Raw genomic sequence first — 14,688 nt, 5'->3', positions numbered from 1 at the left:
TGGCTCACCTACTTCGATTCGTTTACCTGTTCATTCCCGTAGTCGTCGCCCCGTACTCCACTTTATCGACGTGACTCAAAAACGCATTCATGAATGTGGTGAAACGTTCCTGTCCTTCCACCGTCTGTTTGAACACGCCCGCGTCCTCGAGCCCTTTGACGAACTTGTCGACGACAGCCTGGTCGACGATCGTCTTCGCGTCGCCTGACTTCGTCTTCAACTCGTCCGCCCACGCGCGGTGCATGTCCGCGACGTCGACGTCTTCGCCGGCCACATAGCGGACGACTTGTTCGAGTTCGGTCTTCAATCGGGCCGGCAACACGGCGAGCCCCATCACTTCGATCAAACCGATATTCTCGCGCTTGATATGATGGACGTCGGCGTGCGGATGGAAGATGCCGTCCGGATGCTCGTCGCTCGTCCGGTTGTTGCGGAGGACGAGGTCGAGCTCATAGCGTCCGTCGCGGCGACGCGCAATCGGCGTCACCGTGTTGTGACGCACGTCGCCTGAATACGGGACGATGTCACCGTCACCATACTCGCGCCAGTGACCGAGCAACTGATTCGCCAACATGACGAGCTGCTCTTTCTGGCGTGAACGGAGCCGGACGACCGAGAGCGGCCAATAGAGCGTCTCGATTTCGACTTGATCGTAACGGTCCGAGCGATACGTCGAGACGACCTTGGCATCATCCATCGCAAACCGGTAGCGGCCGGCCTGGTAATGGTCGTGCGTCAAAATCGACCCACCAACGATCGGCAAGTCCGCGTTTGACCCAGCGAAGTAATGCGGGAACTGTGACACGAAGTCGAGCAGTCGTTCGAATGCGCCCCGGTCGATGACCATGTCCCGCACTTCATTCGACAACAAAATCGAGTGCTCATTGTAGTAGAGATAGGGCGAGTATTGGAACGACCATGCCTGTCCGCCGAGTGTGAGCGGGATGATGCGATGGTTGGCCCGGCCCGGATGTTTCAAGTGGCCGCCGTAGCCCTCGTTTTCAATCGCGAGCAACCCTTTCGGATAGTTCGTTTCCGGCGTCGGTTGCAGGCGAGCCCGTGCAATCTCGCGCGGGTCCTTCTCCGGCTTCGACAGGTTGATCGTGATATCGAGCGTGCCGTAGCGGGTCGGTGCCTTGTACGTGATGTTGTTGGCAATCCGTTTCGTCTGGATATAGTTCGACGCCTGACTCATCTTATAGAAGAAATCCGTCGCCGCTTCAACATCGGCAGCTCGAAGCGCGTTGAACGCGCGCGTCACCTCGGACGGTTTCGAGACGAACACGTCCATGACCTCGGCCATGAACTGGTCCTTCTCTTCGAGCAAGTCGTCGACGAGCCCGCGTTCGACCGCGTGTTCTGTCAATGTCTCGAGCAGATTCGGGATCGAGTCGTGCGGGACGAACGTCGGTTTCGTGAAATCGAGCTGATTGATTCGTGCGAGGACACGGTTCCGCGTATAGATGCGATCCTGTTCCGTAATCAGTTCCTCCCGAATCGCTGCCTCGACGAGCGCTTCAATCGTAGATTCGATCATCGTCTCACCCCTTCGACATGTTTATAGCCTTCCGGATGATGCTTGTGCCAGTTCCAGGCGTCGGCCAAAATGACATCGACTGTCGACCGTTCCGGCACCCAGCCGAGCACTTGCTTCGCCTTGTCCGGTGACGCGATCAGCATCGCCGGGTCACCGGCACGACGGACGCCCATCTGCACCGGGATGGCATGTCCCGTCACGCGACGGGCCTCTTCGATGATCTCGAGCACCGATAGACCCGTCTCCGTTCCGAGATTGAACACGTCGCTCGCACCGCCCTGTTTCAAATAATCGAGTGCACGTACGTGGGCGTCGACGAGGTCCTGCACGTGGATGTAATCGCGGATGCACGTCCCGTCCGGCGTCTGGTAATCGTCGCCGAACACGGTGATGGCGTCACGCTTCCCGTTCGCCACTTCGAGCACGAGCGGGATGAGGTGCGTCTCCGGCATATGGTCCTCACCGATTTCACCGGTCGGGTCGGCACCGGCGACGTTGAAGTAACGGAGCGCGACGAACCGGATACCGAAGGCGCGGTCGCACCACTTCATCATCGTCTCCATCGCGAGCTTCGTCGCCCCGTACGTGTTCGTCGGGTTCGTCGCGGCCGTCTCGCAGATCGGCATCTCGTCCTGGTCGCCATATGTCGCGGCCGTCGAGGAGAAGACGATTCGGGTCACGCCGTGTTTGCGCATCGTCTCGAGTAACACTTGTGTCCCGAAGACGTTGTTGTCGTAATACGCGAGCGGCTCCTCCATCGACTCACCGACGAGCGAGTTGGCGGCGAAATGGAGCACCTCGGTGATCGATTCGTTCGCGAACGCCCGATCCATGAAGGTACGGTCGCGGATATCCCCTTCATAGAAACGGACCTGTTCCGGAACCGATTCAAGGTGACCGGTCTGCAGATTGTCGATCACGATGACGTCTTCCCCGCGTGCGAGCAAGGCGCGGACTGCATGTGAGCCGATATAACCGGCCCCTCCGACGACGAGTACACTCATTTCACTTCCTCCTCTACAAGTTCACGCGCACCGTCCCCGACGGACGCGATATAAAATGTCGGCGTGTAGCCGATCTCTGCTTCATACACGGTCGACACGGTCTGCATGACCGCTTCCGTCGTCGTCTTGTCGACGATGGCGATGGCACAGCCGCCGAAGCCGGCACCGGTCATCCGGCTGCCGATGACACCGTCGCAACTTTGCGTCGAGGCGACGAGCGTGTCGAGCTCGCGGCCCGTCACTTCGTAGTCATGCTTCAGTGACGCATGCGAGTCATTCATCAGTTGACCGAACACTTGGAGCTGACCCGCTTCGAGGGCGGTGAAGGCGAGCTTCGTCCGCTCGTTTTCCGAGATGGCGTGACGGGCCCGCTTGCGGAGCGTCTCCGGGAGCTCGTCCGCCACCGTCTCGAACGTCTCGACCGATAATTGCCCGAGCGAGGCAATGTCGAAATGCTGTTGCAACAGGCCAAGTGCCGTATCGCACTCGGTGCGGCGTTCATTATATTTCGAGTCGGCCAGTTCACGGCGTTTGTTCGTGTTCATGATCAAGATGTCATAGCCGTCGAGCTTGATTGGCGCGTAGTCGTGATGGAGCGTGTCGCAGTCGAGCAGGATGGCGTGGTCCGCTTTTCCCATGCCGATGGCGAACTGGTCCATGATGCCACTGTTGACGCCGATGAAGTCGTTCTCGACACGCTGTCCGAGATGGACGAGGTCAATCCGATCGAGACCGAGTCCGTATACCTCATTGATCATGAGCGCCGTCACGAGTTCGAGCGAGGCCGACGATGACAAGCCGGCACCGTTCGGGATATTGCCGGCGAGGAGAAAATCGAATCCTCCGACCGCGTGCCCGTCCGCGCGAAGGAGCGCGACGACACCTTTGACGTAGTTCGCCCAGTCATGCTGCGTCTCATACGTCCCATCCGTCACCGGGAACATAACGACACCGACGTCCTCGAAGTTGAGCGAGTAGACGCGGATTAGTTCATCCTCACGCTTCCGGACGAGCCCGTACGTGCCGAACGTTATGGCACATGGGAAGACGTGGCCTCCGTTGTAATCGGTGTGTTCGCCGATCAAGTTGATGCGGCCCGGTGCGAAGAAGCTTCGCTCGGGGCTTACCGAGAACACGGTCTCGAACTGTTCGTTCAGGTGTGCTGAATCAAATGAAAGCATACGACTCCATCCCTTTCTTTGCTCATGCCGGGTAGATGACCAGGCAATACGCGTCATAGTCCTGTTGTTGTGTGAGTGTGAGGCCTTGTTCCATCAAATAGCGTCCGCTCACGCGTCGATCGTCGTAAACGTAAACGCGCTCCGGGTCGAGCCCGGCGAGTTTGACGCGCAATCGGTTCTTACCGTAATGACGACGGTCGGCGTTGACGAGGACGACATAATCCTCCCCGTCCGTGTAACCCATCGCATGTACCCCGTCCGTCTTGAGCGAGGCGAGGCGATAGCTCGTGCCGTGCTGAACGAGCGGGCGGATCGACTTGTACGTCTTAATCCATTGTGCCGCCTCAACAAGCTCGTCCTTGCTCCATTCGAGCAGGTTGCCGCCGATGCCGAGCGTCCCTTGCATCGCGCTGACGAAGCGATAACTGAGCGGGAGCGAGCGGCCGTTCAACCAGTTCGGTGCGTCCGTCACCCAGCAGCTCATCATCTTGGCGTTATAGGCGTACGAGAAGCCTTCCTGAATCTCGAGCCGGTCGAGCGCATCGGTATTGTCGCTCGTCCAGACTTGTTCGACGCGCGTGAGCACACCGAGGTCGATCCGTCCCCCACCGCCAGCGCATGACTCGAAAGCGACGTCCGGATGTTTTGCCCGGAGCGTATCGAGAATGCGATAGACGGCTTCCGTGTGGCGGAGCCACAGCTCTTTCGCGTCGCGTAATTGCGGGCTGTCCGGCTCTGAGAAGGCGCGGTTCATGTCCCACTTGATATAGCGGATCGCATGCTTCGACAGCAGCTCGTCAAATAGACCGGTCACGTGCGCCTCGACTTCCGGGAGCGCCAAGTTCAACACGAACTGGTTGCGCGACGTCGTCGATGGGCGTCCGTCCGTCTGGTAAATCCAATCGGGATGCGCCCGATACAAATCCGAATCCGGGTTAACCATCTCCGGTTCGACCCAGAGGCCGAACTGGAGGCCTTTGTCCTCGACGTAACGGATGAGCGGCTCGAGCCCGTTCGGGAACTTCGTCGTGTTGACGTGCCAATCCCCGAGACCGGCCGCGTCCGAGTTCCGTTCGCCAAACCAGCCGTCGTCGACGACGAACAGCTCGCAGCCGATCGCGGCTGCCTCATCGACGAGCCGTTTCTGCCCGTCCTCGCTGACATCGAAATACGTCGCCTCCCACGAGTTATACAAGACAGGCCGGAGCGTCTCGCGCGCCCGTTCCGGCATGATGACGTCGCGCTCAAAATCGTGCGCGTTCCGGCTCATGCCGCCAAAGCCCTGTTGCGTGTAGCCGATATAGCCGGTCGGTGTTGTGAACGATTCACCCGCTTCGAGTTTCTTCGCGAAGTCGAACGGATTGAGCCCGCCCGTCACTTGTGTGAAGCCGAACTGGTCGCGCTCGAAGTGGAGCGCCCAGTTGCCGGAGTGACCGAGGAAGCCGTAAATGACCTCACCGTTCGTTTCTGTCGCCGACTGGTCGAGGGCGAACCACGGATTGCTTTGGTGGCTCGTCAAACCGCGGCGGCTCTCGATCGTCTTCTTACCCGGGAGCAACTCGCCTTGCTGGAGCTGGAACTCGCTCGTCCACGCCCCACTGAAATGACTGAGGCGAAGCTTGCGTTCCGTCAAGCCGAGGCTGAACGACTGTGCGCTCTCGAGCGTCACCGTCTCGCCTGTCTGAATCGTCATCTTGCGTTCGATAATGTCGTACGCCGCATACACCTTGAAGTGTAGCGTCACCGTCAACTGTTGAATCGAATCGAGCAAGTCGATTTCGAGCGTGTCGCCATCGATGCGCGCGTCTTCGAACGTGAAGGCGTGCAGCCGTTCACTTTCGGTGCGGCTCTTCAACGTCGGTTCCGTATAGACGAGGTCGCCGAACGAGGCGAACTCGTACGCGGCGACGCCTTCCGGTGTCTCGAATGACGAATGCAAAATGCGTGCGTCCGGCAACTCGGCATAATCCGACTCAAGGAGCCCGCCACCGAGGTATTGATGGACGAGTCGTCCGCGTGCATCGACATCGAACACGTAAGCGAGGTTCGTCCCTTCTAATACAAAGCGATTGTCGAAGCGGTAAATCATGCCCCCACCTCCTGCTTCAAGATGACGACGTCGAGCGGGTTGAGCTCGAGCGTGCCCGACACTGCATCCCCGTCGAGCGTCTGCCAGTCGCCTGACACGTCGACCGTCGACGTCACGTCCGTCGAGTGATTCATATAGAAGCGAATGACATAGCCGTCGCCGTGGCGGTCGACTTTCTCGACATCGTCCGGGAGGCGGTTGGCATCGATGCCGGCGCGTGTGAGCGCCTCGTTGTAAATCACATCGAGCATCGCATCGTCGACCGATGAGCCGATGTACGTCACGTCACCTTTATACGTGTGGCGTGTGACGGCGGCCGTCCCTTTATAGAACGCCTGCTCATACGTCGCGAGCACGTCGGCACCCTTCGGCGTGATCAAATCGCACCAGATGTTCGCCTCGGACACATAGTCGCCGAGTCTGACCTGGTTCGACTGGACCGCCTGTAAGCTCTCGTACTCATCGATCTCGATGCCGGCGTATTTGGCGAACTTGCCCGGTAACGTGTCGACGTGACAGCGGTTGATCGGGTCTTTGACGCCCGTCCGGTACGTGAAGATGACGTGGCCACCGTTCTCGATATAGTCGATGAGTGACGCATCGAACGTGTCATTTCCGAGGAAATAGAGTGGCACGACGACGAGTTTGTAGCGATCGAGCGCGTCCCCTGGGAAGACGATGTCCGTGTTGACGCCTTGGCGGACGGCCGCCCCGTAAAAGCGGACGAACTCTTGCTTGAAGTTGAACGCGTCCGAGTGCGGCTGATGTGTCCACGCCCACAGGTTCTCTTGGTCGAAGTAGACGGCGACGTCGGCCTTGTATGCAGCCGCGTTGATTAGATCGCCGTGCGTCGTCAATTCTTTCATGACGCCTTGCACTTCATCGAACTTCCGTTTCGGCTTGCCATCGTGGTCGATAATGCCGTGGCAGAACTCCTCGGTCCCAAAATGGGCGGCCCGGAAACGGAAATAGACGATGGCTTCGGCGCCGCGGGCGACGGCCTGATGCGTCCACAGACGGATGTGGCCCGGTCGCGGCAAGTAGCCGATCCGGCTCCAGCCTTGCGCACCACTGAGCTGCTCCATCACCCAGAAGCCTTTGCCTTGTTTTGACGAGCGGCATAAGTCGTGGTCGTGCGCCGTCTTCTCGAACCGGTTCGGCTCCGGCAACCCGCCCCAGACCGGATAGTTGTCGAACGAGACGTAATCGAGGTCTTGGGCCATCTGTTGCTGGTTGATCGCCATGTCGCTATAGACGAGGTTATGTGTGATGAACGCGTCGTCATGGATGAGCGGACGGAGCGTGTCGACTTGGAGCTTGTTGAACGAACGGTACGCGTCCGAGCAGAAGCGGTCGAAGTCGACGAGGAGCGACGGGTTGTGCTCTTGGAACACGGTGCGAGGGACCGGAATCTGACTCCATGCCGAGTATGTATGGCTCCAGAAGACGGTCCCCCAGGCCGCGTTCAACGCGTCGAGCGTCTCATAGCGGTCTTGTAGCCAGGCTTGGAACGCGACTTGGTCGACGTCTCCATACGAGCGGTCCGATTTCTCGTGGCCGTACTCGTTGTCGGTCTGCCAGCCGATGACGGCCGGATGCTTCCCGTAACGCTCCGCCATCTTCCGCGTGATACGCTCGCAATACTCGCGGTATACCGGGCTGTTGACCGTATAGTGGCGGCGGGCGCCGAAACTGATGCGGACCCCGTCCGCCGTCACCGGCAAGATGTCCGGATATTTCTCGATCAACCAGGCCGGTGGCGTCGCTGTCGGCGTGCCGAGGATGACGTCGAAGTCCTTGCCGAACGTGTCGACGACCTCGTCCCAAAACGAGAAATCGAACTCGCCGTCGGCCGGTTCCATCATCGTCCACGCGAACTCCGCCATGCGGATCACGTTGACACCAAGCTCTTTCATCAAGCGGACGTCCTCGTCCCACAGGGCGCGGTCCGTCTGTTCTGGGTAATAATCTACACCTACATACATTTGATTCACCTCAATCGATTATTTGACCGCTCCCGAAGTCATGCCTTTCTGTAAGAAGCGTTGGAAGAAGATATAGAACACCATCGTCGGCAAGCTGATCAACACGAGCGAGGCGTACAGTTTACCTGGGTCACCACCGAGCGCTTCCGTGAAGAACGTCGGGGCCATCGTCACCGTCTGATAGGCCGGGTCCGTCATGAACGTGAGGACCATCAAGTACTCGTTCCACGAGTTGAGGAACGCATAAATCGTCGCCGTCGCAAGTGCCGGCTTGGCGAGTGGCATCATGATCTTATAGAAGATTTGGAACGTCGTCGCCCCGTCGATATGGGCCGCTTCCATCAGTTCGTTCGGCAGCTCGTCGAAGTAGCTCTTGATGAGCATCAGACCGAACGGGAGGAAGAACGCCACCTCGGCTCCGATCAAGCCCCAGTAGCTGTTCAAGCCGTCAAGGTTGCGCAATGTGAAGAAGAGCGGGACGATGAGCGACGCGACCGGCAACATGAGCCCGGCCAAGACGAGGTTGAACAACAATCGCTTCCCTGCGAACTCGAGCTTCGAGAAGCCGAACGCCGCGAAGGCGAGAAACGAGATTGAGATGATGATCATGAAGAACGCGACGATGAAACTGTTGAAGACGAACTGAGGGAAGTTCGGGTTCTGTAACGTCGCGATATAGTTACTGAAGCCGTTGACCCGTAAACTCTCTTTGAACATGACGAAGATCGGGAACAACCAAATGATTGCCATGAGCGACAAGCCGAGATTGGTGAGCCATCTTCCTTTTTTCGTTTGGATTTCCATAGGTATCCCTCCTCAGTCCATTTTCTTCTGTACGCGTGTCTGGAAGTACGTGATGCTGAGCGCGATGATCAGCAAGATGATGGCGACGGCACTGGCGTAGCCGACCTCTTGGTGCAACATCGATTTGCGGAACAGGTACGTCGAGATGACCTCGGTCGAGTTACCCGGTCCGCCTTGCGTCGAGATCCAGACGATATCGAACGTCTTCAGTCCGCCGATGACCCCGAGGATCGTCAGCGTGAACGTCGTCCCTTTCAAGTTCGGGAACACGACGCTCCAGAGCGTGCGCCAGAAGCCGGCACCGTCGATATTCGCCGCCTCGAACACTTCACGCTCGATGGCGAGCATCGCCATGTAGTACATGATCATCGATGAGCCCGTCCATTGGAAGATGTTGATCAAGATGATGGCGTACAAGGCGACGTCCTGGTCGCCGAGCCAGTTCTGTTCGAACGCACCGAGACCGACCATGCGGAGGAACTCGTTGATATAGCCGAACTGGAAGTCGAAGATTTGTGAGAACGCGGCGCCCAATACGACCGGGCTCAACACGACCGGGAAGAAGAACACCGACTTGAAGAACGTGCGGCCGACGCCTTTCGTGTGGAGCAGATACGCCAAGACGAGCCCGAGCCCGGCTTGAATCGTCACGGTCAAGACAGTGAAGATGCCCGTGTTCTTGAGCGCGTTATAAAATTCCGGATCGCTGAACATGCGGCCGAAGTTCTCGAAACCGATGTACGTCTTCTCGAACGAGATGCCGTCCCACGAGAACAGCGAGTGATAGGCGTTATAGAAGATGCCGTAATAGATGAAGGCGATGACGAACAGGACGGTCGGGGCGACGAACGCCCAGCCGATCAAGTTCTTCTTCAGCTGCGCTTTCTTTTTCGTCGAATCCGGTCGTTGCGGCGGGACCGCCGACAGCTTCGGCTGTTCTTCCGGTAACTCGGTTGCGTGTTGCATAAGGTTCCCTCACTTTCCTATCAAAAAATCGAGCGCCAGTCAGGCTGGCCACTGGCGCTCGTTCGATTATTTACCTTGATCGGCGATGGCTTGGATGCGCGCGAGCGCTTCTTTCGCGTCTTGACCGCCGGCGATGTTTTGAAGTTCTTTGCCGAGCGTGTCGTATACTTTCGGGTCACGGATGCCGCGGCCCGCGACGGCGTTCTTCACCGTCTCGTTCAAGATTTTGTACGACTCGCGTTCCACGTCAGACGTGAACTTGTCCTCGTACGCCACTTCGATGTCTTTGACGGCCGGAGCCATCTCGAACTTCTCCATGTAGAGTGCTTGGCCTTCGCCTTGCGTCATGTAGGCGATGAAGGCGGCCGCGCCGTCTTGTTGTTTCGACTCTTTGTTGACGCCGAGCGCCATGTCGATCGAGGCGATGACCGGTTGTTCTGTGCCGCCCGCGAGGTTCGGGAGCGGGACGAAACCGATCTCGTCTTCGAAGTTGTTCCACTTGTCACGCTTCTCGACCGTCGTCATCGAGTGGGCTTCCCACGAGCCGATGACCCACATCGCCGCTTTCTTGTCGAAGAAGTTGTTCATGCCGTCCATATATGTCGCGAGACCGAGTGCACCTTCTTGGAACACTTTGTCTTCGAACAGTTGCTGCCACAATTCGGCCGTCTCGACCATCTCTTTGTCCGTCCACTTCGCCTCACCCTCGAGTACTTTTTGGATGTACCCTGGTGCGACCTGATGGCTCAAGACGTTGAAGACGTCCGTGCCGACCCAGGCGTCTTTCGCGCCGAGCTGCATCGGGATGACCTTGTCGCCCGAGTCGTTGATCTTGTCGATTGCAGCGATCGTCTCGTCATACGTCTTCGGCGGTGTCACGCCGTATTTGTCGAGCATCGTCTTGTTGTACATGAGGTACGCCTGGCCTGTGAATCCGACCGGTACCGCCATCTGTTCGCCGTCGACCGTCGTCTGTTCGACGCCGAGCTCGATCAACTTCTCTTTCCAGCCTGCGCCGGCCGCTTTGTCCATGTAGTCTTTCGCCGGGACGAGGCGGTCCTTGTATTGCGGAATCATCGGTTCCTTGAGGCCGATGACATCTGGGCCATCTCCACCGAGCATGGCGACTTGGAGTTGTTGTTCATAGTCCTCGAGACGTTTGAACTTGACGACGTAGTCGTCTTGCGACTCGTTGAACGCCTTGGCCATGGCTTCCCCGACCTCTGGTTGTGGCGCCCAGCCCCACCAGTTGATGACCGGCTTGCCGTCTTCCGTCGTCGCGGCCGCCTCTTCCTTGCCGCCGCAAGCGGCGAGCAGTGATGACAAGACGAGTACCGATGATGCGAGTGCGATTGTCGTTTTCTTCATGTTCATTCTCCTTTGAATGTTATGCGACCAACTTGAGGCAAAGCTCCCGAATCAAGTGGTCTGGCATCGGTTGATCTCCGAGCCGGGTGAGTGTGTATGCGATCAGTTCCAAATCAAACTGCCAATGGTCGTCTATGTACGATCCGACGACGTACAGGTCGGCCCCGAACGGCAGCGCGTCCTGTTGCTTCAACCGCCATAGAAGCATCTCGAACAGTCCGTCGAAGTCGTTCGTGCGGGCCTCGTTCAAGTCCGAGACGCGGAACAGGCGGATGTCGCGGGCCTCCTCGTCGTAGAGCCGGAAGATGCCGTCCCGCCGTGAGCGGGTAACGACGACACCGTCCGCCTTTGATAACGCTTCCAATTCATTGAAAGAAGAACCGTCCCTTGTGAACAGCCGTGTCGCCCCGTAGCGACCGAATATATCGTGAAACTTGTCTTTTAGCAATGGTCTCTCTATGTCCATGTCTACCCCTCCACTTTCCCGTTTGAGAGTGTCACCCCTTACTTAGTAAATTAAATTTATTATCTAACTACAAACAGACTATAGCATATCTTTTTTAGAGTTGTAAACGGTTTCATGTAAATTATTTTTCGACACGAAAAAATCGCCCTCGAGGTGAGAGCGATTGAATCATTGGATCTCGCCGAACAGTTGGTTCGTGATCAAGGCGGCCGCACCGAGCGCACCGTGGTTCGCATTCCACGGGACGACGCGGATGTCGGTCTGGCGGGCATCCATCGTCAGCGCCGTCTGGGCGACCCGCTCCTGGATGTTGGCGACGACGTTCGGCGCGTAGTTGAACAGCGGCCCTCCGAGCAAAATCCGGTTCGGGTTGAGCAGGTGAATCATGTTGAGCGTCGCGATGCCGATATACTCCCCGGCTCGCTCATACAGCTGCTGGATGTCGACGTTCGTCCCGACGGCGTCGCGAAGATTGTTCAGATTGAGTTCGTGGTTCAGTTGCCGGGCCTCGTTCAAGATGGCCCGTTCCCCGGCGACCGCCTCTAAGCAGCCGCGGTTGCCGCACGAGCAGATCGGCCCGTCGAGCATGATGCGCATATGGCCGATCTCACCGGCGATATGGTGCTCCCCGTCGATCAGTTCGCCGCCGTGGACGTAGGCGCCCCCGATCCCGTAACCGGCGTAGACGTAGAAGAACTCGTCGATGCCGATCGCCTCGCCGAAATAGAGCTCCCCTAAGGCGAGCGTCCGCACGTCATTCTCGACGAAGACGTTCTGGTTCAGGCGTTGTTCAAGTTCTTGTTTGAGCGGGATGTCATGCAAGTGGAAACGCGGCGCAAACAGGACAATCCCATTCCCCGCCTCGACCATCCCGTGGACGGACACGCCGAGCCCGATGACGTCGCCTTGGGCCTTGCCGGCCAGTTCTATGTAGAGCGTCACGATGGCCTCGATGAACTCCTCGTTCGTATCGAACCGCTCGTCATGCCATGCCTCACCTAACATCTCCCCATGGATGTTCGTGAGGACGCCGTGCAGTCGTCGTTGCGTCGCGTCGATGCCGATGACGAAGCGGTCACTGGCCGCGAGTTCGAGCATAATCGGTCGTCGTCCCCCGCTCGAGACACCGAGTTCGCGCTCGTTGATCAGCCCTTCTTCTTTCAGTTCGTTGACGATGTTCGAAATCGTCGGCTTCGTCAGACTCGTCGCCTTGGCGAGCTCGACCCGCGACACCGGCTGATGGAGCCGGATGAGCCGGAGGATGAGCGAGCGGTTATACGTCCGCATCCATTTCGAGTTCCGTGGTGTCGTCTTCCCCATAACTGTTCCACCCATTTCTTTGCTTTTTTCTTAGTATAGCATGTCGGGGAAATCGGTCATGGGTTGGCTGAAAAAAACTGACTACAATCGTGCTCAAAACCTTTGTATCTCCATAGAACCAAGCTGAGAAAACGTGCGAACTTCCTACCCTCATCCATATAGTTTCATATTCGCCGGATATTCATCGATATTCGACGATTGGTTGTTGCTGTACGTTCGCCTTCCGACTCCAATCGTTATTGTAAGCCGATATTTCAATTAAGCCCTAGGCTTACGTGCGATAAGGGCGCTAGTCCATCTCGGATATCGATGACTATACTCGAATTAACCTAGGAAAATCAACAGAGCGCTCGGAAAAGAATTGCCACATGACTCAAATCGACGATCAAATCCACGAATGGGAACCGATGATTCACTATGTCATCCGCCACCTATCGATTCACCCGAACGAACAGGAAGATTGTGCCCAAATCGCAAGAATCGCCTTGTGGGAAGCGTTGAATCGCGGCTGCACGCTGTCCAAGACGTATTGCTTCCAGCGAATCCGGGGCGCCATCCTGAACCACCAACAGAAGAATGCCAGACATTTAAAGCACGAGGTCGCCGCCGAACGGCTCCCGGAACAATGCATGACGTCCGAGCGCAATCTCTTTGACTGGCTCGATGAACAACGGTTATTGCTGTCGCCCCGCCATTTCGAACTCCTCTGCCACTTAATCGATGGGACCGAACAGACGCTGTCTTATTCGCCAAGTCGTTTACGGGCATATAAGGCCGACGTCCAACGCGAACTGAAAGAGGCAATCAACTTGAAGGAGTGAACGATATGAAACACGTTTTATTAACTGATGCGATTCACCTGTACTTGACAGACATGAGAGAACGAAAAGAAGCCCCCGAGACGACGCTGAAAAGTACGCGTAACTCTCTACTGCGCTTCGCCCGCTACGCTGCCGAGCAAGGTGTGGTTCACATCCAAGACATCACTGAGACGAACCATGCAATCCCGTACAAGAAACACATCAGTGGGATGGCTGACAATACGGTGAAATCCTACATCATGCGCATCCGTGGACTGTTCGCATTTGCCATCGAGCAACAATGGATGCAACATAATCCGTTCGGTCGCATCGTCACACGGGAGGGCGTCAGCGAACCGCCAACAATCATTACCCGCGACCAATTGAACACGGTGCTGTACCACGCCCGCAACTACACCCTATATACGATTTATCTCGTCGGAGGGGATGCCGGATTACGAATCAGTGAGATTCTAAATTTAGAGATTACTCATATCAATTTTGAGGAGCGATTGTTGACGGTTCAAAAAGGAAAAGGCGATAAAACACGTCATGTGCCGATGACGCCACGACTCACCACCGAATTGAAGAAGTATATCACCACGCATCGACCAAAGGTTGGGGATTCGAATCGTATTTTCTTGATGCCGACCGGACGTGTCGTCCAACCCGGATTTGTGAATGGTGATTTGAAGAAAATTGCACAAGAACAGTTCGGCGTGAAGCTGACAAGTCATATGCTGCGTCATAGTTTTGCGACGACATTATACAATAAGAGTCAAAATATTCTCGGTGTATCCGAACTCCTCGGACATAAATCAATTAATACAACTGAGCGCTACCTTCATGTATCTAGAGAGCAAAGTCGTAAGTTAATTGACAGCTTGAATGAATAAATCTGAAAAGAGGCCACCTGACTGTATTTTGCAATACAAATGTGCACAATAATGCAACGAAAAGTACAGAACTTTGCCAGCTGAGTTTTAGTGTTTCGACAACGCATGCGTGACACGATAACTGTCACCTGTGAACTTTAATATGTGAGCGTGATGGATGACGCGATCGACGAGTGTCGCCGTTAGGCGCGCGTCGCCAAAGATGCGATTCCACTGGCTAAACTCAAGGTTGGATGTGATGAACAGGCTCTTTCGCTCGTACCTGATTACGG

The 14,688-nt window shown here is 56.7% G+C and carries 12 protein-coding genes and 1 pseudogene; 2 read left to right on the top strand and 11 right to left on the bottom strand.

Features of this window, described 5'->3' with window-relative positions; genetic code table 11:
* Positions 1-22 precede the first annotated feature (22 nt).
* The 10 genes from ACZ2GZ_RS03150 to ACZ2GZ_RS03105 all read right to left on the bottom strand — a co-directional run bounded on the left by ACZ2GZ_RS03150 (position 23) and on the right by ACZ2GZ_RS03105 (position 12,720).
* Entirely contained in the window at positions 23-1,537 is a 1,515-nt protein-coding gene (locus ACZ2GZ_RS03150; protein ID WP_470295508.1) for a UDP-glucose--hexose-1-phosphate uridylyltransferase, read from the bottom strand.
* Positions 1,534-2,541 carry a UDP-glucose 4-epimerase GalE gene (gene galE / locus ACZ2GZ_RS03145; RefSeq protein ID WP_470295507.1) on the bottom strand — a complete coding sequence of 336 codons (1,008 nt, stop codon included), beginning with the start codon at positions 2,539-2,541 and terminating at the stop codon, positions 1,534-1,536. Before galE ends, ACZ2GZ_RS03150 begins: the two co-directional genes overlap by 4 nt.
* Positions 2,538-3,722, bottom strand: a complete 1,185-nt coding sequence (locus ACZ2GZ_RS03140) for a galactokinase (RefSeq protein WP_470295506.1) — start codon at positions 3,720-3,722, stop codon at positions 2,538-2,540. Before ACZ2GZ_RS03140 ends, galE begins: the two co-directional genes overlap by 4 nt.
* A 22-nt stretch (positions 3,723-3,744) precedes the next feature.
* Positions 3,745-5,811, bottom strand: coding sequence for an alpha-galactosidase (locus ACZ2GZ_RS03135; RefSeq protein ID WP_470295505.1), 2,067 nt, complete (start codon positions 5,809-5,811; stop codon positions 3,745-3,747).
* Positions 5,808-7,796, bottom strand: coding sequence for a beta-galactosidase (locus tag ACZ2GZ_RS03130; protein ID WP_470295504.1), 1,989 nt, complete (start codon positions 7,794-7,796; stop codon positions 5,808-5,810). The genes ACZ2GZ_RS03135 and ACZ2GZ_RS03130 overlap by 4 nt, the downstream gene beginning before the upstream one ends.
* 18 nt (positions 7,797-7,814) lie before the next feature.
* Positions 7,815-8,600, bottom strand: coding sequence for a carbohydrate ABC transporter permease (locus ACZ2GZ_RS03125; RefSeq protein ID WP_214830215.1), 786 nt, complete (start codon positions 8,598-8,600; stop codon positions 7,815-7,817).
* 12 nt (positions 8,601-8,612) lie between these two features.
* A complete protein-coding gene (locus ACZ2GZ_RS03120; RefSeq protein ID WP_214828741.1) occupies positions 8,613-9,566 on the bottom strand; it encodes a carbohydrate ABC transporter permease in 954 nt (317 codons plus the stop codon).
* 66 nt (positions 9,567-9,632) lie between these two features.
* On the bottom strand, positions 9,633-10,934 hold the full coding sequence (locus ACZ2GZ_RS03115) for an ABC transporter substrate-binding protein (RefSeq protein ID WP_470295503.1): 1,302 nt from the start codon (positions 10,932-10,934) through the stop codon (positions 9,633-9,635).
* 19 nt (positions 10,935-10,953) lie between these two features.
* Positions 10,954-11,400, bottom strand: coding sequence for a hypothetical protein (locus ACZ2GZ_RS03110; protein ID WP_470295502.1), 447 nt, complete (start codon positions 11,398-11,400; stop codon positions 10,954-10,956).
* Positions 11,401-11,568: 168 nt separating this feature from the next.
* Positions 11,569-12,720: an ROK family transcriptional regulator gene (locus ACZ2GZ_RS03105; RefSeq protein WP_470295501.1), complete on the bottom strand. Its 1,152-nt coding sequence runs from the start codon at positions 12,718-12,720 to the stop codon at positions 11,569-11,571.
* Between the two features lie 368 nt (positions 12,721-13,088).
* Between ACZ2GZ_RS03105 and ACZ2GZ_RS03100 the strand changes: the two genes are divergently transcribed.
* Positions 13,089-13,541 (top strand): sigma factor, encoded by a 453-nt coding sequence (locus ACZ2GZ_RS03100; protein WP_470295500.1) that lies wholly within the window; start codon positions 13,089-13,091, stop codon positions 13,539-13,541.
* A 5-nt stretch (positions 13,542-13,546) separates the two neighbouring features.
* On the top strand, positions 13,547-14,416 hold the full coding sequence (locus tag ACZ2GZ_RS03095) for a tyrosine-type recombinase/integrase (protein WP_470295499.1): 870 nt from the start codon (positions 13,547-13,549) through the stop codon (positions 14,414-14,416).
* A gap of 87 nt (positions 14,417-14,503) precedes the next feature.
* On the opposite strand, the pseudogene ACZ2GZ_RS03090 reads toward ACZ2GZ_RS03095, so the two are convergent.
* Positions 14,504-14,677: pseudogene (locus tag ACZ2GZ_RS03090) on the bottom strand (ATP-binding protein); the annotation flags it as partial.
* Between the last annotated feature and the right edge of the window lie 11 nt (positions 14,678-14,688).

This window comes from Exiguobacterium sp. KKT215, assembly GCF_055635335.1.
This window is presented reverse-complemented; position numbering and strand designations above follow the sequence as displayed.